General features: G+C 43.5%; 19 protein-coding genes and 1 pseudogene. 2 read left to right on the plus strand and 18 right to left on the minus strand.

Features of this window, described 5'->3' with window-relative positions:
- Positions 1-7: 7 nt before the first annotated feature.
- Both dnm_RS15805 and dnm_RS15810 read right to left on the minus strand, forming a co-directional pair.
- Positions 8-478 (minus strand): contractile injection system inner tube protein, encoded by a 471-nt coding sequence (locus tag dnm_RS15805; protein WP_207677886.1) that lies wholly within the window; start codon positions 476-478, stop codon positions 8-10.
- Between the two features lie 32 nt (positions 479-510).
- Positions 511-2034 carry a phage tail sheath C-terminal domain-containing protein gene (locus dnm_RS15810; RefSeq protein WP_207677887.1) on the minus strand — a complete coding sequence of 508 codons (1524 nt, stop codon included), beginning with the start codon at positions 2032-2034 and terminating at the stop codon, positions 511-513.
- A 543-nt stretch (positions 2035-2577) separates the two neighbouring features.
- Here dnm_RS15810 and dnm_RS15815 point away from each other — a divergent pair.
- Positions 2578-2868, plus strand: coding sequence for a hypothetical protein (locus dnm_RS15815; protein WP_207677888.1), 291 nt, complete (start codon positions 2578-2580; stop codon positions 2866-2868).
- 598 nt (positions 2869-3466) lie between these two features.
- Here dnm_RS15815 and dnm_RS15820 read toward each other — a convergent pair.
- The 16 genes and pseudogenes from dnm_RS15820 to dnm_RS15890 form a co-directional block, all read right to left on the minus strand.
- Complete coding sequence (locus tag dnm_RS15820) at positions 3467-4768, minus strand: hypothetical protein (RefSeq protein WP_207677889.1); 1302 nt, start codon at positions 4766-4768, stop codon at positions 3467-3469.
- A complete protein-coding gene (locus dnm_RS15825) occupies positions 4755-5585 on the minus strand; it encodes an outer membrane lipoprotein-sorting protein (RefSeq protein WP_246555995.1) in 831 nt (276 codons plus the stop codon). The genes dnm_RS15820 and dnm_RS15825 overlap by 14 nt, the downstream gene beginning before the upstream one ends.
- A 221-nt stretch (positions 5586-5806) precedes the next feature.
- Positions 5807-8494: an efflux RND transporter permease subunit gene (locus dnm_RS15830; protein ID WP_207677890.1), complete on the minus strand. Its 2688-nt coding sequence runs from the start codon at positions 8492-8494 to the stop codon at positions 5807-5809.
- Between the two features lie 592 nt (positions 8495-9086).
- Entirely contained in the window at positions 9087-9218 is a 132-nt protein-coding gene (locus dnm_RS31305) for a hypothetical protein (protein WP_276571802.1), read from the minus strand.
- Complete coding sequence (locus dnm_RS15835; RefSeq protein WP_207677891.1) at positions 9215-9760, minus strand: flavodoxin family protein; 546 nt, start codon at positions 9758-9760, stop codon at positions 9215-9217. The genes dnm_RS31305 and dnm_RS15835 overlap by 4 nt, the downstream gene beginning before the upstream one ends.
- Before the next feature lie 174 nt (positions 9761-9934).
- Complete coding sequence (locus tag dnm_RS15840; protein WP_207677892.1) at positions 9935-10402, minus strand: MarR family winged helix-turn-helix transcriptional regulator; 468 nt, start codon at positions 10400-10402, stop codon at positions 9935-9937.
- Positions 10403-10974: 572 nt separating this feature from the next.
- Positions 10975-11583 (minus strand): methyltransferase family protein, encoded by a 609-nt coding sequence (locus tag dnm_RS15845; RefSeq protein WP_207677893.1) that lies wholly within the window; start codon positions 11581-11583, stop codon positions 10975-10977.
- 629 nt (positions 11584-12212) lie between these two features.
- Positions 12213-12785 (minus strand): annotated as a pseudogene (locus dnm_RS31800) (methyl-accepting chemotaxis protein); the annotation flags it as partial.
- 1133 nt (positions 12786-13918) lie between these two features.
- Positions 13919-14269 carry an ABC transporter substrate binding protein gene (locus dnm_RS15855; RefSeq protein ID WP_207677896.1) on the minus strand — a complete coding sequence of 117 codons (351 nt, stop codon included), beginning with the start codon at positions 14267-14269 and terminating at the stop codon, positions 13919-13921.
- A 1-nt stretch (position 14270) separates the two neighbouring features.
- Positions 14271-15512, minus strand: coding sequence for an ISAzo13 family transposase (locus dnm_RS15860; RefSeq protein ID WP_246555998.1), 1242 nt, complete (start codon positions 15510-15512; stop codon positions 14271-14273).
- 86 nt (positions 15513-15598) lie between these two features.
- A complete protein-coding gene (locus tag dnm_RS15865) occupies positions 15599-15952 on the minus strand; it encodes an ABC transporter substrate binding protein (RefSeq protein ID WP_207677897.1) in 354 nt (117 codons plus the stop codon).
- Between the two features lie 51 nt (positions 15953-16003).
- Entirely contained in the window at positions 16004-16363 is a 360-nt protein-coding gene (locus tag dnm_RS15870) for a type 1 periplasmic-binding domain-containing protein (protein WP_207677898.1), read from the minus strand.
- A gap of 503 nt (positions 16364-16866) precedes the next feature.
- Positions 16867-17424, minus strand: coding sequence for a class I SAM-dependent methyltransferase (locus tag dnm_RS15875; protein ID WP_207677900.1), 558 nt, complete (start codon positions 17422-17424; stop codon positions 16867-16869).
- Positions 17425-18017: 593 nt separating this feature from the next.
- Entirely contained in the window at positions 18018-19118 is a 1101-nt protein-coding gene (locus tag dnm_RS15880; RefSeq protein ID WP_207677902.1) for a transposase, read from the minus strand.
- Between the two features lie 198 nt (positions 19119-19316).
- Positions 19317-19976, minus strand: coding sequence for a PHP domain-containing protein (locus tag dnm_RS15885; RefSeq protein WP_207677903.1), 660 nt, complete (start codon positions 19974-19976; stop codon positions 19317-19319).
- A gap of 11 nt (positions 19977-19987) precedes the next feature.
- On the minus strand, positions 19988-20485 hold the full coding sequence (locus dnm_RS15890) for a hypothetical protein (protein ID WP_207677904.1): 498 nt from the start codon (positions 20483-20485) through the stop codon (positions 19988-19990).
- Positions 20486-21036: 551 nt separating this feature from the next.
- Between dnm_RS15890 and dnm_RS15895 the strand changes: the two genes are divergently transcribed.
- On the plus strand, positions 21037-21804 hold the full coding sequence (locus dnm_RS15895; RefSeq protein WP_207677905.1) for an electron transfer flavoprotein subunit beta/FixA family protein: 768 nt from the start codon (positions 21037-21039) through the stop codon (positions 21802-21804).
- The last annotated feature ends 42 nt before the right edge of the window (positions 21805-21846 follow it).

Consider the following 21846-nt stretch of genomic DNA (forward strand, 5'->3'; position numbering starts at 1 on the left):
CTTTTACTCAGGTTTTATCAAAACCAACATCTGTGTAATTAAATCCTTCGTGTTCAATTGTAATTGACTCAATCGCAATTGAGTTGTCATCTGCATCTAAGTCCGAGAGAGCCTGATAATCAGAAATCCAACAGTTGGACAGTTTAAATGTAATTGCTTCCGTTCCGTTCACATCACACAAGATGATCTTTATGTCTTTTCGAAAATTATCTTTGTATTCGGCTCGCGGGTCAAGGGTGCCTGCCCATTCATGAAATTCTTTATCGTTGGTCAGCCCCCTCTCTATTGTCACCGGATCATAATTTGTCTGCCCCGGTGCGGATTTTATAAAGGGTTCCTCATTTCCATTGCGGTATTCAATGACATCTGTGGTATGACTCATAGCACTGACGCTGTTTACGCCAGCAACCGTTTTCCCGTCCCATTCCACTTTGAAACGAAATGTTTTATAAGGATCTTTTCTCACTGCCTCCGCCATAATATTTCCCTCCGTCTGACAGAAATGAAAGTTTAAACCTGACCGGCCATTTGTTGTAATTTGATGACAATAAACTCAGCCGGTTTAAGCGGGGCAAAACCGACAACAATATTTACAATTCCCCGGTTAATATCTTCCTGGATGGTTGTGTCAGCATCACATTTCACAAAATAAGCCTGGGCAGCATTTGTTCCCTGAAAAGCGCCCTTACGAAACAGATCGTGCATAAAAGAATTAATGGTATATCGGATATCAGACCACAACCGTTCATCATTTGGCTCAAAAACGGCAAATTGTGTGCCCCGATAAAGATTTTCCTCAATGTGAAGTGTCAGACGACGGACCGGAATATATTTAAATTCAGATGCCAACTGATCAGCACCTTTCAATGTGCGGGCACCATAAATCACATTACCGACAACCGGAAAAGAGCGGAGACAGTTTATGCCAAGCGGATTCAAATGTCCCTGCTCACCATCAGACACATTAACGGAGAATCCCTGAACCCCCATTAGGACAGCATTGGTTCCGGCAGGTGCCTTCCAAATACCTCGCTGTACGTCTGTCCGGGCAAACACGCCGGCAACAGCGCCGCAAGGGGCAAATTCCCGAATTCGGTTTTCCTGAAGCGGGTCTGGCATCAGCAGCCGGGGAAAGAAGATAGCTCCGTTTTCATGGGGCGCAAGTCCGGGGAGTCCTTTTTCGGCAGTTTCAACGTCAACCCATGCCTTTGGAGAGTCAACGATCAGCATGGCCCGCTTTTTCCTACACAGCGTTATTGCTTTGGATAATACAGCAACCGGGGTGTCATCATCATCCGAAATGGGCGGGATACACACCAAATTGACAATGTCAACATCATTCAGGGCATAGATGCCGGTTTTTTTACTTTCACTCCCTGTATATTCATCCCCAGTCAGTTGGGTGCCGTCCGTACCGCCATCAAAAGCTGCCTGGGTGATTGCATTCGGCCTGGCGACAGGCAATGTTCCGGAAGACACCCGGGCCAGTTTGGAGATTCCTGACAAAATATCATCTATCTGACGCGGACTTTCCTTTACAGAAATATTCCTGAACTCCTCAGCAGCTCCGCTTAATGTGTCCGTAATTGTCAGGTTAAACAGGTCTCCGGCTTCAAGCCCGTATTGTGCCTCAAGTTCCGCAGACGTATTGTTATCAACAGTCACCTTTAAATTGTTGCCCCAGATGCCCTCATTGTTCGCCTCAAGCATCAGTTGCTCCGCACCTTCGCCAGTTCCGCAGGCAAGCGTCAGACCAGCTTTTGCCGCATTTTTGCAGAGTCGGATAATAACAGTGTCACCGCCGCCATTTTGAAAAAAATGCTGAACCGCATAACTCATTGTGCTATGACGCCAAAGACCGCCAAATTCGCGTTCAAACTGTCCGAAACTCTGAACCCGGATAGCTTTGTTGACAGAGCCTCGCTTGGCTCTGCCAATAAATGCGGTAACTGATGTGGCAGTTCCGGAAATAGTCCGACTACCGCTTGGAACTTCTTCAATATAGACGCCGGGATAAGCTAACTGAGCAGGCATGTCGTTCCTCCTAGCTTTTTGTATGAAAGTGTTTAGGTGTTAGATGTCAAGTCTCAGGAAAAACAGTGAAACTTTTATGTTTTGTTGTGACCGCAGAGTCAGAGCGGTTTTATATGAAAGGGTTAAGGGTTAAGAAAAATTGTAAAACTTTCATCATTCTTTTTTTAATCTTGAAAATTTATAATAGCAGCCTTCGCTTTTTTTTCTTTAACGCTTCAAACGGTTCTTGTCCGAGAAGGATGCTGGCCTTACAGACATTCTTTACGTTTTTTGGGATCAGGATGAGATAAATTTAGCAGTCTGATTCATCTGAGGGTGAAGGTCTTCTATGATTCAAGACATTCCGAATAATGACGTAGATACTGCCAGAACCTAAATTACTTTTTTTATATACAGAGAAATTTTTCTTGTCAAGATAAAAAAATACTTGAGTTTTCGAAAAATAGTTTACCTCTTTTTTAAGTACATGGCATGATATTTGCTTTAAACATTTAACTTATTAAAATAATTCAATAAAAAATAATACTGGATTTTGAATGATAAATGGGACTTGGAAGATTTGATCTCACTCTCGAAGCCATCGAACGTTTTGTCAATCTTTCCGGAATCGCCCTCGGAGTTCTTCAGTATCTTTCCCTGACCCGGGCTTCCGAGGTGTTGGGAAAATATGAAGGCTGGCTGAGAACAGCCTCCTCCGACTGTCCCTCGGAGGGCGTTGTGCGGAGTGTCATTCAGGCGGAATTTCTGTCCTCTCTCGGCAAAGTTCCGGCTGACCGAACTTTGCGGATGATCCGGGGAAGAGGTCGTGAGACTTCGTCCGACATTGCCGCATGAGACTATATATATATAGGTATAAACATATTGCTGTCCGGTTACGAATTACTCAGTTTACTATCTAAAACTTTCTACTGTACAGTTCAAAACTTCGGAAACGTCTTCTTATAAAATTTAATGATTAAATACCCGGACAAAAGTTTTTGTATATTTTTTCTGTCACACAGAGTCCGGCAGCCCTGGAAAAAACAGGTATCGGATTTTTTATTTTTATACCAGTATGTTATCGCACTTCAGATATGTCATGAACAGTTTTTTTATTTTATTACTCATATTGCCGTCATTTCAAAAAAATATATGACCGTAATGAATTACTTCTTTTTTCAATATAGTATTATATAATCATAAGATTATGCGGAATACGGATAACAAAATTATTTCGGAAATATAAGTAATTCGACATTGCCGGAAGTGTGTCTGAGTCCGTTATATGAAAATATGCAAAAACTTATGTACAGGTACTTATAACGGATTTAGGGGAGACCGGCTTGCGAACCTGCTGCAAATATACCGCCCTTACAGGGCTTAGGCGGCCCTCTCCTAAATCCGTTATAATCGGAAAAATTTTTGTCCGGATACTTAAAGGCGTTGCCAAGTATCAGAAACTATACCGGACAGCCAGGTAAAGATTCGTATTATTCCGGAACTGGGCAAAAAAGGTATAAGGCTCATCACCGAAAAAGATATTGCCTCCGGTTTCCAGTGCGATTTTGTCCGAATACTTGTAATGAATATGGGGACGGAGATAGGCATCCTCATCACTCGGTGAATAATATCCGGACAGCCCCAGCTCCAGGTTCTGATTCATCAGCAATTTTGTTAATTGCAGAGTGATGACGTGCCTGTAGCGATCCCGGGCCGCACCGCCGGCCAGGTTTTCTTCGTAGTTATCATAATTCAGCAGCTGCTCAATATAATACTGCAACGTAGCATTCAGGTCTTTTCCGATATCCTGTGTATAGCCGGCCAAATACCGCATTTCTGAATTATCCACCAGTGAGTCTGAGCCGCTTTCATCATCAGCGGACTGATACCAGGCAAGCTCAATATTTCCGATTCCCGCCCCTACCTGTCCGCGTGCGCTGGCACCGTAAACATTCAGCTTGGGAAAAATGGCGAGTCCTGATGATGTCTCGCCCCCGGGACGCTTCCAGAATCCTCTGTAACCATACAGGGCCAGTTCATAATTACGGATGTTCTTATAAACACGAACCGCAATCTCATCATCCTGAAACCAGCGATCAGGTCTGTCCGAAGTCACCATGGCATCCTGGCCGGCCCGTGTCTGTTCTGTTCCGTTCCAGTAAGAAACATATTCCCCTGTGATGTACCGGTCCGAGTCAAATTGCGGCGTATAGACCATATCAATATTCACCAGGTCTGTAAAAAATCCGAATTTCGCAGCATCAGACGGCGCTTTGAGATATTCCGCATCCCTGCCGATAAAAAAGGATTGCCAGTCCTTGGGGAACAGGTCGTTTAAGAACACCAAATCCCCGGTTCCCCAAGTCAGAATCTGCCGGCCGATTTTCACATCCAGAAAATCCGTGGGTCTTGAGAAAATCCATGCTTCACGGATGTCGTAATGGCCTTTTTCTGTGACACCGTCCCCCCACACATCCCCTTTATATTTGAAATCTGCCCAGTCATTGCAGGTAAAAACTTCGGCCTGCAAACGGGCTTCCATGACAGAGATATCTTTTTCATATGGGTCGTTCTGGATACGGCATCCCGCTCGCATCTCACAGAATCCGTGTATCTCAGGCCGCGAAAACTGATCCCATAAAGCATCCGGATTTTCTTCCTCTGCCTGACCTGGCTGTGTCAGAAAACTCAGAGCCAGCAGAAAGCTCAGATTTAAAATCTTCCAGAATTTGCTGTTCTTTTTATCGCATTGCATTTCTCGGGGGCCTTCTCAGATAGCGTTCCGTAAAAATTTTATCGTCGAGTCCGATATTGTATCGGACATTGGAAAAAGTCATTTCGCTCTTGGTGCCATTTTCCATATCTTTGGCCGAGGATCGGATTACCGTGGGATAGATCACCTTTTTTCCGTTTTCCTCGGCTTCGATATTCTCCACTTTTTTAGACTCAATAATGCGGCAGCACCTCTTATCTTTTTTGAAATATTCTATCTTCATCGGTATAAACGTCTTTTTGTCAATATAGGCGACGTAGTATTCAAATTCCACACTATCAGGTACTTTAGGAATATTTTTGATCACATAATATTCGTCAGTTGTCCGGATCAGTTCGTGAGTATCTTCGGTGATGTTCCGGCCGGAAATATCTTCATACAAAAAATCTGATCCGACAAAACTGGTGCGTTTGTCACTGGCTGCAATTCGTTTGACCAAATCCAGGCTTGGCATATAAAGCCAGCGGTCATCGTCTTTTTCCAAAGCCGCATGTTTATGCACCATGAAAACCATCTTCCGAACATCCGCGGGTGATTGGAAATAAACAAAATACTGCTGATCCCCGTCTTTTTCGCCAACATCCTTGCGGAGCATGTTGAACGCCCGCTCGCGTGTGCGGCCCTGTTTGTCGGTGATCACCATGGTCACTTTGCCTTTGCCGTCCGCTCCCTGATACAGGGAGGCATGGTTGGCTTTGCGGACGATATCCTCAACTGTCAAAGCTTCTTGCATCTCTTCCGTAAATCCGTTCGTAAAAAATACCAACACCAGAAATGCTGCAATAATTATTTTTCTCATTTTACTCCTCTCTTTCGTTATTGTCCGAACCTTGATTAATTGCCCGAACCATGATTAAAGGATTTAAGGATTTTCATGATTTGTGTCTCTTGGCCCGATAGCCTGAATCCATTGTCATAATGAGTCAGGCAGAACTGAAATCATGGAAATCTTTTAATCCTTTAATCAGGGTTCAGACAATTTAATCAGGGTTCAGACAGCGTGACCATACAAAAGCCTATTCAGTTACAGCCAACAGACTTGCTCTCGAAATTGGGAGATGCGACTGTCTTGATATCCGGCTTTTCAACCTTCCTGAAAAACCATTTTTTTGCTACGGTTAAAATCGCCGGCAAAACCAGCAATGTGATAAGACCCGAAGCAGACAGAATCACGAACAGCATAATCCCCGTTGTTTTATACGGAATCAGCGGTGCCACCAGCAGCGGCAAAAATCCGATGGCGATGACCAGCACATTCCGGCTGATGGCCCGGGCCGGTTCGCCGAACATTTTCGGAACCACTGCTTTCCACGAGCCTTGTTCCTGATACGCCACACGGCTGCGTTCCAGAAAGTGGATGGCAAAGTCAACGGCCATGCCAATGGACAAGGCGCTCAGAACCGCAATGGGCAGATCATAATCCTTGCCGATGATTCCGGTAATCCCGTAAATCGCCACAAGGGTGATGGTGAGCGGAACCATGCACAACATCCCCCACAGGGCTGAACGAAACAGCACAGACATCATGACAAAGACGATCAGAAAACTCCCGAGAAACGAATTCAGAAATCCCCAGACCAGTTTATCCTCCAAAACAAGATTGATATAGTGCAGACCGGCCCAGCGATACGACAGTTCTGCTGGCGGCTCATGATCCCTGAAATACGCATCAGCAGCCCTGACAGCGGCCTTTGTGTTCATACTGTCGCCAGTTGTGAACTGCATCTGAATACTGGTCCGCATATAGTCCGGCGTGACCAGATGCCACAGATCATTGGGTCGGTGGCTTTGCTGAAACTGCATATAGCATTCGGCAACCCCCTGCAACTTCTCAGGGATACGGAAATTTTCAGGTCTGCCGTCTGTCAGTTCCTGGTTGACTTTGCGAACCACATCCGCAACCGAGGTGCTTTTGCCGATCAGACCGGCGTTTTCCATATATGCCTGAAACCCGGCCATATACGCCAGTATCTCAGGCTGTTTGAATGTCCTGAGCTTTTCTTTTTCAATTCCGAAAAAATTCTGCAATTCCTGCCACGCATAGTATGTCTCATCCGAAGTATCCGCGGATATTTTCTCAATATGTTCAATCACTGAATTCAGGAAATCTTCGAGTGTGTCGTTCTCCCGTGCAAAATCAGGAAGTTTCTGAACCAAAGCTTCCGCCAATCCCGGGGCATTTTCATACTCATTCATAACCTCACGGGCATAGTGCGTCAGGTCTTTCCCGATTTTCTGAATATCCTGTTTCTTTGCTTTTCCGGGTAGTTTTCCTTCAAGTATCAGGTAAGCGGTGTAGGTTCCGCCAAAATGCTTGTTCAAGGCGATATCAGCCTTGCGGATCGGATGGCTTTTGATAAAGCGCTTGGCATAGTTGTCATTGATCTGGATTTGTGTGATCCCCCAGACCGCCACAGCCGCCAGAATAAGAAAAACTCCCAGAAGCGGTTTCGCATAATTGTAGGACAGTCGCCCCATTGCCCCCAATACCCGCGTCAGCCAGTTCTGCTTTTTCTCCTCGTGCGCGGACAATCCGAAATTCTCCAGCTTTTGTTCAGGAATCATCATAATATATGCCGGTACAAACAGAATCGTAACCAGCCATGCGATCATCACTCCGATACTGAGAAACGCGCCAAAGATCCGTGCCGGCGGGATGGGAGCCAATGTCAGTGAGAGAAACCCGGCCGCTGTCGTCAGGGACGTATAAAGCATGGGCGCAAACAGGGTGTTCATGACTTCCTTTATCGTTTCCTTACGTCCCTTTTCTTTGGTATAGACATCAAAAAATTCCGAGAGAACGTGTACCGAATCCACCATGGCAATGGACATCAGAAAAATCGGCAGCATGGAACTCAGGATATGCACCGGAAACCCGAGCGCGATCATCAGTCCCATTGAGGAAATAATTGAAACGGTTGCAATGATCATTGGCAGGATGATTATCACCCCCTTGCGAAAAAACAGCATGAGCAGTCCGAAAATAAGGGCCATGGCCAGCGGTGACGCTGTTCCCATCTGAGTGAACATCTCCACGCCAATGGCTCCCTCGGCCACGGGCAGCCCGGTAATATGATACTCCTCATCTCCGCCCAGTTCTCCTATTTTCTTACGCAGCGAGGTGTAAACCTGATAACTCAGCATCTTGTCCGTGAGCGGCAGATAAACACACAATGCCTTGCCATCTTCTGAGACCATCTGACCTCTGAGCAGGGGATTTGAGAGCGCCTTGTCCCGAATTGCCAAAGCCTCTTTCCTGGTCTCCGGGGGCCGGGGCATCAGCCATTCGAATCTGATCACTCCGGGTCCCCCCTGAGTCATATGATCCACCAGTGACGGTGCGATCATGTCCACCTCGATGACACCGGCGGTCTGTCCAGGATTTTTCTCATCACGCCAGCGAAGTGTCTTGGCAAATTCGGTCAGTTCATAAATGTGACGCAGGGTTTTCGGGTTAAACACGCCATCAGGATCATGCTCGTTGATAATCCCCAGCACAACAATTTCACTGAGATCAAAGGCTTTTTTGGTCTTGTTGTGAAAAACGCGGGCAGGTTCGTCTTTCTCAAGCATGTTCTCAGGATCCGTATCCATTGTGACCAGTGGAAAAAATGCGCCGGTAATGAGCGTAAACAGAACCATCACAAATGTGACCAGTTTATAATGACTGACCGAAATGTCTGCCAACTTGTTTTTGAATGTTTTCATTTCTGTCCTCCCCTAAAAAATTTTGTGATTAAAAAATTCAGTTTTGCAGATCCGCACCGGGCGGATCATCTGTCTGAACCGGATATATTATTAAATAGCTTAACTATATGGGCAAAAAAATATCCTTATTTCTCGTTCCCATGGTTTGCGTCACTGCCATTAAGTTAAGGAGAGTATCTCTCCGATAATGATCTGATTTCATATAGTTATATCTGTTATCAGAAAAATTTTGCCCTTAACTTAATGGCAGTGATGCTTTGCCTATGAACGAGATCGAAATGTCCTATTATTAAGCATCTTAACTATATGGGCAAAAAAATATCCTTATTTCTCGTTCCCATGGTTTGCGTTGGAATGCCTTTCGGACGCTTCACGTCCCGGATACGTTGTGGAATAAGGGCGCAAAGCACCCCTTCTGTATTCTCATGTGAAGCATGAAAATTAGATCAAATCGCCATGTTGTTAAGCAGCTTAACTATTTGGGCAAAAAATATCCGGTAATGTTCTAAAAGTGGAGCTAAATTTTTTAACCCTCTGAATCAATTTGGCAAATATCGGAACAAGTCCAGTTTTAGAACACCACCAAATATCCTTATTTCTCGTTTCCACGCTTCGCGTGGGAATGCTCGCGTCCCAGACATCTGTCGGAATAAGGACGCGAAGCGTGGGAACGAGATTGACGATATCGCTGAGAGACTTTTTCCATCTGCTGTCTCTGACTCATTTCCACGCTTCTAATGATGCCAGAATCCCCTCAACGCGGTTTTTCACATTTTCAAGATCGTTCTCATTCGGCCGGTTCTGAATATTTCCCAGTCTGCCGTTTATATTCAGATCATCTCTGTCTTTAAACTGCCCTACAATATGCCATGTATCCAGCACCATAAAGCCGATATGTTCAAGAAAGGAACGGAGCCACATGGTCATTGGCAGAGCTTCCCGTTTTCCGATATGAGGTCCGGCAAATGTTCCGAAGCAAATAGCGAATTTTCCGGGAATGATAGGCGCAGACGGTCTGATCATGCCTTTGCCGTTGTATTCTTTCAGCTTTGTTTTAACAAATTCCATCATGGTTTTTGTAGGCAGCCAGTCAATAACAGGAGAACCGATAAAAATCAGATCATAGTCATAAAAGTCAAGGTCAGTCTCCTTATCAAGTTTTATCATATGACACAGAATCTGTTCCTTTTCAATGGCTTCATGAATCGCTCCTGCGACTTTTTCAGTATTTCCTCCCATTGAATCAAATAAAACCAAAGCGTTCATATCCAGCTCCTTTTTCTGAAATTTCTGAATTTTTTTTCTTAGGGAACTCGAAATAAATAACATACCCGATACAAAAAACCTAGGGTGGGTTCCGCTTCGCTCCACCCACCCTAGGTTTTCTATTCCAGTCATATTATTAAGCAACTTAACTATCTGACCCAAAAAATTATACTTCTATTTCTGTGACAGTCGCTCATTCATAACATTTTCAATAACATCCAGCAGAACAGAGATCGTTGCGATCTGTGACAGGGAAAAAACGCTTAACCGTTCAATAATACGACCCATATCCTTCCCATGAAAACGATCATGAGCATGAAATGCCAGCCAGCCCAGTTTTGTGAGAGACAGTTGCAACTCCTTGTTGCTGTAAGCTGCGTATTCTTTTTTCACGAATCCCTTGTCTGCCAGTTTCCTGACAATCTGCGAGGCCGCACTTTTTGTGACACCGAAATGGGCTGCCACGCCTGTGATGTTGATATGTTCATTCTCGCCGATTGCCTGAATGGTATGGATTTCCCTGGTCGTGATTTCCACGTCTTCGTCAACACGGATCGGCAGTTCCTCAACACGGGAATATTTATTAAGAACCCGCAGAAGTTGCCGTATTATGACTTTGATAAGGTCTTCCTTTGTTTCCATATTAAAATATGGTAAAGCTTCTAAACTATTTTGTCAAGTAAAAATTTTATTGGTGCCCAAAACAATTCTGATATCGTTAAGCTAACCGGCGCAAAAGGGTGGAGGGAGCGCTAGCGACCGGAACCCTTTTGCGCCCGAGTTCAGCGCCGGGTTAGGCTGTTATTAACTGGACAGTCACAAGTTTAAAAAAGTATGCGATAAATATTTATAACTATTTGATATTATTGAGTCTAAAAAATTATTTCTTAAATTCATGGTGTTAATAAAATCAGTATGTTACAAAAAATTGTGACTGTCCAGTTATTAATAGCTATATTGATTTAGTCCGACTTTTCAGGAAACTAACTGAAAAAAGTACCATTTATCATCCGTCTGACTTAGGGAGTCAAGATTTGATATTATTATTCCTACAACGATACTTAGCAATTAAGTAGTTGAATTTAAATGATATTAATAAAAGTAGTCTCAAAATTAAGTTCTTGAAATCTTTGCCTTTCAAATCTAAGTGCCGTAGTAGGGTTATAAAACCTTATGATATGAGCAATTTTTTTTGGGTATTGTAAACAGAGTCATTAATATAGCGACCACAGGAATCCGAACAGTCCGAGTTCTCTCAGTCCCTCAATCAGCTCAAGTATTCCGACTGTCCAGACAAACCACAACGCACTGAAAATATGCCGCCTGTACACAACAGGATTTACATTATAATTATCCGGTTCTTCAAAATTCGAAAGGCTTGGAAAAAAAGAAGGTACTTTTTTCATGTATTCTTCAAATCTGACACCGAAATATTTTTTAAGGCGTTTTTCCTCGCTTCTGATAACAAACGGATAATAAGCTGAAAACAGAACAATAAAAATTGCCGGAAACGTAAAAGTCTCAGTGGCACAGCCGATTCCGACCATGCCGATCATGCTGAAAAAATATAAGGGATTCCGGCAAACTGAGTAAGGGCCTTTTGTAATCAGCTTTTCATCTTTGTATCCGGCTATATAAAGTGAACACCACATCCTTCCCAGAGAAGCAACTGCGACAAAAATCATGCCTATAAGGAACAGAAAAAGTGTGATCAGCTCATTTTCTGTTTCCCAGCGGCTTTGAGTGCCGCACAGAAAAAACAGGGCTGCTGCTGCCGCAATACGGGATAAGACTATCCGATATTTCTCCGTGTTGAATTTCATCGTATTTTTCCTTAGTTGCACAAAACATATGTTTTGTGATAGTAAATTTTTTGTTGCCGTAATATTTGCATAGTCAGGTTTCGAAGCCTGATATTACAGTATCTTATTTTTTATGCCTTATAAAATCTCAAAACAGCCTAACCATTTTTACAAATGATCTGTTATACAGATAGCATAAACCATATCATATAAAAATCAAATAATTGGACTTTGGACAAACAAATTTGCTTTAAAACAATTGTCTAAAATAATTACATTATTTTTAATTGTCATTAAATACAAATAATATCAAACGGTTATAGCTATTTTTCTGTATTTAGCTATAATGATCTGATTTTATTGAAATATATTTATTCGGGAGTTTGGGAAAATCAGCAGTTGCTCAAACTCCCAAATAAATAATTAACAAAAATATCAATATAATAGAATGATAAATAATATTTTATAATTATTTTAAATAGTTAATGTTTTATGTTATTAAATCAGTGTGATATATAACATTTTCATTTTGGGTTGATATTTTGTCCAAAGTCCAAAAATAACAGCAGGTGGTTTCAATTTCACCCGACCATCGCCAACATAATTTTTTATGATGATCCTCATAACAACTTTATTTTTTATCGTTTTTTTCACATCATGAGCAAACTGCGACGTTGGGGGACCTCCATTGCAAATACTGTCTTATTATGCGGTTTGCTGAAGCCCTTATGCTGAGTCTTTCCGCCGACAATAAAGACAAGTTTCAGGACAAGGTCCGCCATCTGTCCGGATGAGGCTTTTATATTTTCTGATGCGCTCGCGGATTCCTCCGCATCACTTGCGTTCTGCTGAGTGACTGCCTCCATTTCTGCAAAAATCCTGTTGCTATCCTCACTCCCCCGGGCCTGTTCCTCAGAGGAACCGGCAATTTCACCCACCAGATCAGCAGCTTTGCCCGCGTGTTCGGCAACCTGCTGAAAGGCATTGTTGGTACTGCTGACAAGCGTCAGAGAATCTTTGATTTTCGTCAGGGTTTCCCTGATCAGTTGCGAGGTGTCTTTTGCCGCTTCCGTGGAACGCAATGCCAGTTTTCTCACCTCATCGGCAACCACTGCAAATCCTGCCCCGGCTTCACCGGCTCTCGCAGCCTCAATCGCGGCGTTTAACGCCAGAAGGTTCGTCTGAAAGGCAATCTGATCAATTGTCTTTATAATTTCGGAACTCTTTTCGCTGGCTCTGGAGATATCTCTCATTGATCCGGTCAGTTTGTTCACGGATATGTTTGCTTTGTCAACAACCTGGTTGACATCCGCCATCAGCTTGTCGGCCTGGCTCGCATTGTTCGCATTCTGCCTGGCCATGGCAGTGATCTCTTCCAGCACAGCTAAAGTCTTCTGTACGGACACAGCCTGTTCCGAGGCTCTTGTGGCTGAGGACCGGCTGGCTGATAAGACCTGGGTGGAAGCTGAGGACACTTTTTCGGAAGTATCATCAAGAAACAGGATGATCCGATGAATAGGCCCGGCAATGGATCTGGCAAAAAAAAACCCGAGCAGCAGCGACAGCGTAATGGCGAAAAAACTCCCCAGAATGAGGTGCGATCTCAGCTGGTTTTTAACTTGGAGACTCCGGGTCTGAAACTCATCCAGCTTCTTTTCAGCGCGGTCTGAAAGCACCGACATAAGTCGGTCCGCCATATTAAATATGTTCCGCCCTTTGGCGCTGTTCAATTTCTCATGTCCCCCTTCTTTCACAAAGTTCCGACTGTCATTGATAATCTCATCAGATAAAACTTTGATTTGTTTCCAGCAGCGCACAAGTTCCGCCCTGATTCTGGCATCAGAAACTGTGGTGATATCTGTGATCGCTTTTTCTTTTTCTTGTTGCCGGGCAGTTCCGAGAGTTTCCGTGTGAGAAAATGTGTCCCCGGACTCGTTTCTCAGGTGTATATTTCCTTTTTTCAACACGTTTGCTATTTCAGCTTCAATAGGCGCATATTTATTCATATTCATTTCAGCCAAATGGTCATTGAGCAGATTTTTGATCTTCCCCACCGTAAGTCGGAATTTCATCAGGTTTTTCAGCGGTGTCACGGCCTGGTCATGGGCCATGTCAAAATATTCCCCCATGAGTTCCAGCCGATTGGCGGAGTAAAAAGAAAGCCCCGCACATATCAGTGCGATGACAAAGAAGCCGGCCATGAGTCTCACAGACAATGACAACTTTTTTTCGGTCCTGAGCATTATTATCCCCCTTTCTCCTCCTGATAAAGATGATTTTTTCCCATCTTCAGCAGATATGAAAGTCCCCTCCTGCGCTCCCAGCGGATTGACAAACTCGGTGAGGATGAAATGGGTCATCGGACATACTTGAAATTTTCCAGTTTGTCTTCAGGAATTTTGATTCTCATAATTTCAGCGCTATTTTTATTAATCAGGATCAGAGGGGGATTCTGTAATTTGGATTGAAGCTGGGAAGGACTGATTTTTTCTTTGAGAATCCTTGCGGCCATTTTACCCGATATTTGCCCAAGGGTATAAAAATCTGCTACCGGACCAAAGGTGGAACCGTTCTCAATGCCAACTTTGTTGGAGCTTAAAATGGGAATCTTTTTCTCCAGTGAAACCTTGATGAGAGCATTTTCCCCTCCTCCCTGAATCAGAGTATCCTGTGTTGTTATGGAATTGGTATTAAATAACTTTCCCATTTTAATTTATTGGAATTGCACGATAATTCCATTTGGGTAAAATTTTGTCGAATACAATTCGCATTTCTGATTTAAAAGTTTCAGCAACTTTTCGACCGGTTTCATAGACTTTATCAATAACATGGACAAAGACTTTTAAACCTTTTTTGGTATGTGTTTTGGCTATCAGATCAGTCACCACCTCCAAACTTGAAAAGATTACTCCCTGACACGCACGAGTAATATGAGGAAACAGGCGATGTTCGATCGGATTAAATTTGGAACAATAGGGCGGGTAATGAGCGATTCGGATTTCAATCCCGATTTCATCCGCCAGAATTTGTAAATCTTGTTTGAAAAGGTAATGTCGGGAACTGTTGCTGCCGCCACCATCGCACAATATCAAAACTGACGTGGCATTTGGATATATTCGGCAACCGTAACCATACCACCAATGACGGAAACTGTCACAGGCAAATTCACTGGTATCATGACTTGTTCCCACCTGAACATACCCGATATTGAGTCGCAGGTCATAAAAACAATGCGGAATTATGACACCTTCGGCAAAACTTGTAAAATCATGATCGAAAACTTGCAATTCCTCCAGCGTATATAGTCGGCCTTTCCTGTAAAAATTTCCAAGATATTCTTTTTTCTTGGTATCCATGCTGATAACGGGATTACCGGCCTTCCGGTATTCTGATCTGAGTTTCAAAATATTGTCAAACTGAGCGTCGCGATCTGGTACGTTTTTTTTCATAGGTTTGCGTTTCTGAGCTTTACGCAACCGATAGTCATGCTTTTTGAGCAATTGACGGACAATGTTACGACTCACTTTTACTCCGTATTTTTTTTCCAGAGCCTCCGCGATTTCCCACTCCCTCAGATTTGTCCATCGTACCTTTTCATCCATCGGATCTCCTGCTGTATGCTCACGCACCACATTCAAAAACTGCTCGTCTATTTCAGGGTGCTCAGTCAGATACTGTTTGCGTCCGCCACCTTTTTTACGTATTTCAGAAGATTCAGCAGGAGATTTTCCAATTTGTTTTGCTACGATGTGTCCGGGCAGGCCGCTTACTTCGATCGCTCCTTTGCGCACAGTCCGCCTGCTGCAACCCAAGACTTTGGCAATATAATTTTGTCCGCCATGTCCCAATTTCAAAGCTTCAATACCGGCATATCGCCGGCGGTCTTTTTCATTCAGACTCTCATAGTATCGCCGCATGATTTCTTCTACTTCTAAGGAATAGGGTTGCATAATAATCTCCTTTTGATAAAGTGATTTTGAAATACACTTTACAGGATTACGCAATTTTTTAACATATAAAAATCAAAATGGGCATATTATTTCATGCTCATTCCTATAAAGATATCTGTCCTGTCCGCGTATTGAATCGCTTTTGAGCTTAATTCCTCAGCCGACTCTCCGGGCAGGTCAATGAAACAGATTCCCTTCTCCGTAAGCAGACGAGCCAGTTGGTTCTTCTGTATGGCAGAATTCGGTTCGTTTTTTCTGCGGAAAATGGCTGCGGTCTTTGTCTGGGGGAGAATGGCTGTAAGCAGTCTGATGAAATGGCGGGATTCCACAAAATTGCTTGTTCCCACCAAGTTATTGCCAGAATGTTCAAAAGATTTGATAAATCCCACCTTAGCCGGAAATGAGACAATTGAAAATACAACAGGTGTGGTTTTCGGCATGATTTTTTGGTAATGTTCTAAAAGTGGAGCTGAATTTTTTAACCCTCTGAATCAATTTGGCAAATATCGGAACAAGTCCAGTTTTAGAACACCACCGATTTTTTTAATGATAAACGTGCCTGAAGTGCAGAGGGAATAAACTAAGTCAACACGCTCCTTTTTGAAATGTTCGGCAATTGCATGTTGTTTGTTTTTGTCTCCGTCGCTTTTTCCCGACAGGAACGTCACGTTTTCCCCCTCAGTCAGACCTTCGGCCGCAAGGCTGTCCTTAAACCCCTTCACACTGCTGGGAAAGCCCACCCATGAAGAGATTCCTATCTTATACTTGTCAGTTTCGCAATGGACGACCGCGGGGCCGAAGGTCAGAAAACAACAAATAACGAAGATGACTGATGCTGATACTTTTCTCATACTTGCCTCCTTTTTATTCCCTGGCTTGCGAGTTGCGTCAGAACCAGGAGATTATAAGAATATTTATCCGAACAGTCTGAAGTCTCTTTCTCCTCCTCAGACTGCCTCATCATACCTTACACTTAATATTGAAAAATCTGGTAGTGTTCTAAAAATGGAGCTAAACTTTATAACTATCTGAATCAATTTCGTAAATATTGGGACAAGTCCAGATTTAGAACACCACTAAAAATCTTACATTGGAAAACTTGTTCACCTGTCAGGAGATCAGTCAGAGTAAGGTATCAGCAGAATCAGAAGGTTTCAATCCGGGCATCCGGGGATCAGTGAAAATGAACTGGTTTCTCCGGGGATAATTTTACAATTAAAATTGATATATTTCAGAGGTTTCGGAAACATCAAAAGAGAAATGCGCCTGAGCTGAGGCATGTTCCTTCATTGGATGCGGAGCGTCTCGGAATTGTGTTCCCACGCTCTGCGTGGGAACAAGATATAAAAATTTTTCATTTCTCCAAAAGAACAACACGACTATGAGCTATCTCAGGGCTGTCTGCCGCCTTCCTGAAACCGCTCTGCCGGGCAATCGATATTGTTACCTCAAAGTCTTTTTCTGACAAATGTCCTTTTGGTTCCGCCACCAGAAATTTTCCGCCTGATTTCATTGCCTCATAGACTTCGGCGAAAAGAACGGAAGCATCCGGCACTTCATGGACCACAGCGAACGCAAGAGCAAAATCTATCTGTTCTTTAACCTCTTGCAGATTAAGGGAATTCTGACGGCATAAGTGTGTTTCAATTCTGTCGGACACGCCTGCTCTCCTGGCACGTTTTTCAAGGGATGTGATCATTTTTTCCTGCATGTCCACACAGATCACCCTGCCATTCGAACCGACCATCCGGGCAAGGGGCAGACTGAAAAATCCCATGGCACATCCGATGTCCAGAACATTCATCCCTTTCCTGATGTACGGTCGGAGTATTTTTTCGGGATTTTGAAACAACTTTCTCACAGGACTGGCAAGAAAATAACCGATCCATACGGGGCATACGCTTTCAGCCATTTGTTCCTCCTTTGAAATTTGAAACTTGAAACTTGAAACTCGAAACTTGAAAATGCTGCAAATATGCCGCGCCCCGCGGGGCTTTACCGGCCTCCCCTAAATCCGTTATAATCAGCAAGTTTCAAGTCTCAAGTCTCAAGTCTCAAGTTTCAAGTCTCAAGTTTCAAGTTTCGAGTTTCAAGTTTCAAGTTTCGAGTTTCAAGTTTCAAGTTTCAAGTCTCAAGTTTCAAGTTTCAAGTTTCGAGTTTCAAGTTTCAAGTTTCAAGTTTCGAGTTTCAAGTTTCAAGTTTCAAGTTTCAAGTTTCAAGTTTCAAGTTTCAAGTTTCAAGTTTCAAGTTTCAAGTTTCAAGTTTCGAGTTTCAAGTTTCAAGTTTCAAGTTTCAAGTTTCAAGTTTCAAGTTTCAAGTTTCAAGTTTCAAGTTTCAAGTTTCAAGTTTCGAGTTTCAAGTTTCAAGTTTCAAGTTTCAAGTTTCAAGTTTCAAGTTTCAAGTTTTGGCAGATATATTGCCTGATTCACTACCGTACACTTTTTATAATAATCTGATTTTATTTTATAAATTGTATGTGACACAGGTTCCGTTTATGATTGATGACTAGAGAGTCGGATTGAACATTTGAAAGGCAACCGGAACAGGTATGTCGTAATTTAAAAAATATTCCAACAGGCTCAGACCTAATTGAAAGAGACTCAGATCACATCGGTCGGCACGGTGAATAATTCTGTCCCAGCCCTGTTCCGTTGCCAGTGTTCCCAGGAACACAATCCAGATGTAGGCAAGACACGCTCCGATCATAAGGCGGCGCAACCGGTCAGGGTCGGAAATATGACTTTTATGAATATTAAACCCCCGGCTTTTCTGGTCGGAAAAAAATGTTTCGATACGAAACCGTTTGGAATAATATTGGCAGGCTTCCCAGGGCGATCTCATATTCGTAACCAGATATATCGGTTCCTTATTTCCTTTCGCCCACCAGACGACAACCGTCACCGGTCCGTATTTTTTATTTGTGAACAAAACATTGCGTATGTACCGATAGCTGTCCGGAACCGTGAACACACCGAGAACATTAAGACGATGCTCCTCTCCGTCCCAAAAAATTTTGGTATTATATGCCGTTCGGCACACATACAGCCATCCCCGTTCGGCCAGATTTTTTTGCAAACCGACACCGTCGAACTCTCCGTCACCAAGAAAAATAACCTTCTGCGCGGATTCCGGTATCACGTTGGCAACCTCCCCGACCAGTCCGACATGGCTTTCTTCCGGGAAATGACCTTTCTTACCTCTGACCACCGTGTAAGCAAGGGGCAGGGCACGTTTTTTATAAATCACACTGATCATCAGGGTTACGCATCCCCGGCCGACCGTGCTTCCGTCCATTGCCAGCACAATTTCGGAAAGTCCCAGACTGATCAGCAGCGCCTGTGCGAACGGCAGAAAAAATGTTTCAGATTCAATGCTGTCATTGGAAATCCAACGTTTTATACGCTTTTCCACACTCGCCGGCGCGGCGTTCTCATCCGGAACTTTGCCTGCAATTTTCGGAAGCTGGCAGCTCCCGCTCCCCGTGATGCCGCTGATTATCGCGGCCAGCGTGTTCAGGCGCCGGGCCTCGTTTCCCTTCGGCTGTTTCGGATACATATTGTCCAAAGCCTTTCTGATCTCACGATATCTGTTCACATTGTCGCTCATGACAGCCTCCCTGTTATCTGTTATTTTCTGAAAGCTGTCATACCATTATTATATTTTTCTGTTAAGATTTTTTTGTGTCATAATCTCAGATGAGTAATATTTACTCAGAAAAAACAGCCGATGGTGAATCTTAAAAAAATTTAAAAAACAAACAGTTATTTAAATTTCAAACCAACTATGGTCGTCTTTATATAATAATTAAAAATAGTTAAAAAAAGTGTACGGTAGTGAAATTGCCTGATAACTTCCTGTTTTCAGCGCCTCCACAAGCGCCTCATCGGTTTGTATCAGTTTTGTGAATTCTGTTGCGGCTGTTGCGATCATGTCCGGGAAATGTGCGTCGCTTCCGCCGATGCCATATATTTTCAGACGGCCGGCGAGTTCTTGTGCTTTTTTGTTCTTTTCATAATCAATATTTCCGTTGATCACCTCTGCTCCGTCCAATGCTTTTAAAACCTTCAGCCTGTCCCAATCCAAATCTAAATTTTTTCCCTGGCATTGCAAGGCAGTGTAAAGACTCCAGGCTCCTGTGCGGTATGGATGAGCAGCAAAGACAACACCTCCGGCTTCGTGAACATAGCGGCACAGATCGTGCAACGGAATATCATCGGGAATATCCTTGTAGTAGCCAAAGACCAGCATATCTCCCAGATCAGAACATGCCTCGATTCCCCGAAACACAGGAAATCCGACCTTACGACCGATTTCCTGGGTAATATTCGCTCCTTCGATGACCAGGTGTTCTGTGACACAGATCGCGTCTAATCCCATTCTCCGGGCGGTTTCTATCAGTTCTTCCGGAGAAAGCACACTGCACGATGAAGAGACATTGGTATGATTGTGCATGTCTATGAGCATTGTTTTATCTCCTATGACCAGCCAAGCATCTTTTTAGCTTCTTCCAAAGAATTCACCTGCTCTGCAACATAATCTAATTCCTGTGCTATTCGGTTGAACTCTACACTTCCGATTTTTGACATGGGGGTATCAGCCACAACACGGATCACCCGGCTCATTTTATGCTCAAGTGCGTATTTTATGGCATTTTTAAAAATAGCATGAACATCTTCAGAAACAGGAATGTAGGTGGTAATATCCACGATACTTACAAATCCGGGTTTAAGTTTGTCCACGCCTTTTTTAAATTTCTTTACAGCTTCCCGGGCACCCCCGGTATCCATACGTCCTGCCAAAACAACGAGAATCACATTTTTTTGGGGGCTGATCTTAATTGTATTGAATTCATCTGTTGATTTCATATAAAAACCTTTCGCCATAACACGAAACAGCTTCTCTTCAGAAGTCTGCATTTCCAAAGGGCAGGAGGACGGGTCATCTTTTATCCTCGGGAACGCCAACTGTTTCACTCATTTCCCTTTCACAAGGGCAATATTCTCCTTTCAAAATCCGCCCGATTTTCCGTTCACCTGACATTCGATCATCGAGTTTTTTTTCTGTCATTTCCGCTTTCGCAGGCTTCGGCGTGAGTTCAGACTTCGGCGGGCTCAGTCGGGTCGTCGGACGGAATGACAGGCTATTGTCGGAATCAGTTCAGAAAACCTGATCATCGAGCGATACAAATCCGGTTTCTTTGAGGTAATCTTTTTCTTTAAGGGTTATGACCTCCCAGTTACAAGGAAACATGAAAGCATTGCAATACATCCTGACAACCGGCAGCTAATTTTTATATAACGTCTGTATATTTATACATAATTATATGCACTTATTCAAAAATACAGATAAATGTCAAGCCCTTTTTAAAAATGTCCATACAAATCCGGCAGACATTCTTTGCAAAAAATCCTTGAAAACTTTTTCATCCTTCATTAAATTAGAAAGTTTTAAACTGGCAACAGATTGCCGGGTTATTATCGAAAAATCGTATAAGCTTGAAAATAAACCGAAAAAGGATGTGGATATGCAAATTTATGTATGTGTCAAACATGTTCCTGATACCGCAGTAAACATAAAAGTTACAGGAAAAGACAGCTTTGATGAATCTGTTGACTTCGTTATAAACCCTTACGATGAATATGCAATTGAACAGGCTGTTCAGATCAGGGAGAAGGAAGGCGGGGAGGTCATCATCGTGACGGTGGGCAAAGAGGCTGCTCTCAAAACCGTGCGGTCCGCCCTGGCAGTGGGGGGAGATCGCGGGATATTTGTCAAAACCGACGCCCATTTTCTTGACAGCACTTTGGTCAGTCAGGCCATTAAAAAGGTGATTGAAGACGATGGAACACCGGACATGATCTTCACTGGCAAACAGTCAGTTGACGCCGAGGGAATGCAGGTTCATTACCGGCTGGCTGCTGGGTTTGACATGCCCATAGCAAGCGATGTCGCGGCTTTTTCCATGTCAGATGGCAAGGTCACGGTCGAGCGGGAGGTCGGCGGCGGAACAAGAGAAGTCATTGAAATGAGCCTTCCCTGTGTGGTCGCAGCGACAAAAGGACTGAACGAACCCCGGTATGCGAATATCCCCAGCATCATGAAGGCCAAGAAAAAGAAGGTCGCACAGTTTGATATCGCAGATATGGGACTGGATTCCGGCTCAGATGGCGCGGAACTGAACGAACTCCGGCCTTTTCCCGATAAAGGCAAGGCAAAAATGATTGAGGGCACCCCGGCTGAAATGGCCGAGGAACTGGTAAAATTGCTTAAAGACGAGGCAAAAGCATTATAAATTGAGAATTGAGAATTATAAATTGAGAATTCTCAATTCTCA

Origin of the sequence: Desulfonema magnum (genome assembly GCF_017377395.1) — a bacterium.
Lineage (GTDB): Bacteria > Desulfobacterota > Desulfobacteria > Desulfobacterales > 4be13 > Desulfonema_C > Desulfonema_C magnum.

Bases quoted from the DNA above. Each gene is read 5' to 3' on its own strand.
- dnm_RS15805 (WP_207677886.1), bottom strand. From the start codon at position 478: ATGGCGGAGGCAGTGAGAAAAGATCCTTATAAAACATTTCGTTTCAAA.
- dnm_RS15810 (WP_207677887.1), bottom strand. From the start codon at position 2,034: ATGCCTGCTCAGTTAGCTTATCCCGGCGTCTATATTGAAGAAGTTCCA.
- dnm_RS15815 (WP_207677888.1), top strand. From the start codon at position 2,578: ATGGGACTTGGAAGATTTGATCTCACTCTCGAAGCCATCGAACGTTTT.
- dnm_RS15820 (WP_207677889.1), bottom strand. From the start codon at position 4,768: ATGCAATGCGATAAAAAGAACAGCAAATTCTGGAAGATTTTAAATCTG.
- dnm_RS15825 (WP_246555995.1), bottom strand. From the start codon at position 5,585: ATGAGAAAAATAATTATTGCAGCATTTCTGGTGTTGGTATTTTTTACG.
- dnm_RS15830 (WP_207677890.1), bottom strand. From the start codon at position 8,494: ATGAAAACATTCAAAAACAAGTTGGCAGACATTTCGGTCAGTCATTAT.
- dnm_RS31305 (WP_276571802.1), bottom strand. From the start codon at position 9,218: ATGAGTCAGAGACAGCAGATGGAAAAAGTCTCTCAGCGATATCGTCAA.
- dnm_RS15835 (WP_207677891.1), bottom strand. From the start codon at position 9,760: ATGAACGCTTTGGTTTTATTTGATTCAATGGGAGGAAATACTGAAAAA.
- dnm_RS15840 (WP_207677892.1), bottom strand. From the start codon at position 10,402: ATGGAAACAAAGGAAGACCTTATCAAAGTCATAATACGGCAACTTCTG.
- dnm_RS15845 (WP_207677893.1), bottom strand. From the start codon at position 11,583: ATGAAATTCAACACGGAGAAATATCGGATAGTCTTATCCCGTATTGCG.
- dnm_RS15855 (WP_207677896.1), bottom strand. From the start codon at position 14,269: ATGGGAAAGTTATTTAATACCAATTCCATAACAACACAGGATACTCTG.
- dnm_RS15860 (WP_246555998.1), bottom strand. From the start codon at position 15,512: ATGCAACCCTATTCCTTAGAAGTAGAAGAAATCATGCGGCGATACTAT.
- dnm_RS15865 (WP_207677897.1), bottom strand. From the start codon at position 15,952: ATGCCGAAAACCACACCTGTTGTATTTTCAATTGTCTCATTTCCGGCT.
- dnm_RS15870 (WP_207677898.1), bottom strand. From the start codon at position 16,363: ATGAGAAAAGTATCAGCATCAGTCATCTTCGTTATTTGTTGTTTTCTG.
- dnm_RS15875 (WP_207677900.1), bottom strand. From the start codon at position 17,424: ATGGCTGAAAGCGTATGCCCCGTATGGATCGGTTATTTTCTTGCCAGT.
- dnm_RS15880 (WP_207677902.1), bottom strand. From the start codon at position 19,118: ATGAGCGACAATGTGAACAGATATCGTGAGATCAGAAAGGCTTTGGAC.
- dnm_RS15885 (WP_207677903.1), bottom strand. From the start codon at position 19,976: ATGCTCATAGACATGCACAATCATACCAATGTCTCTTCATCGTGCAGT.
- dnm_RS15895 (WP_207677905.1), top strand. From the start codon at position 21,037: ATGCAAATTTATGTATGTGTCAAACATGTTCCTGATACCGCAGTAAAC.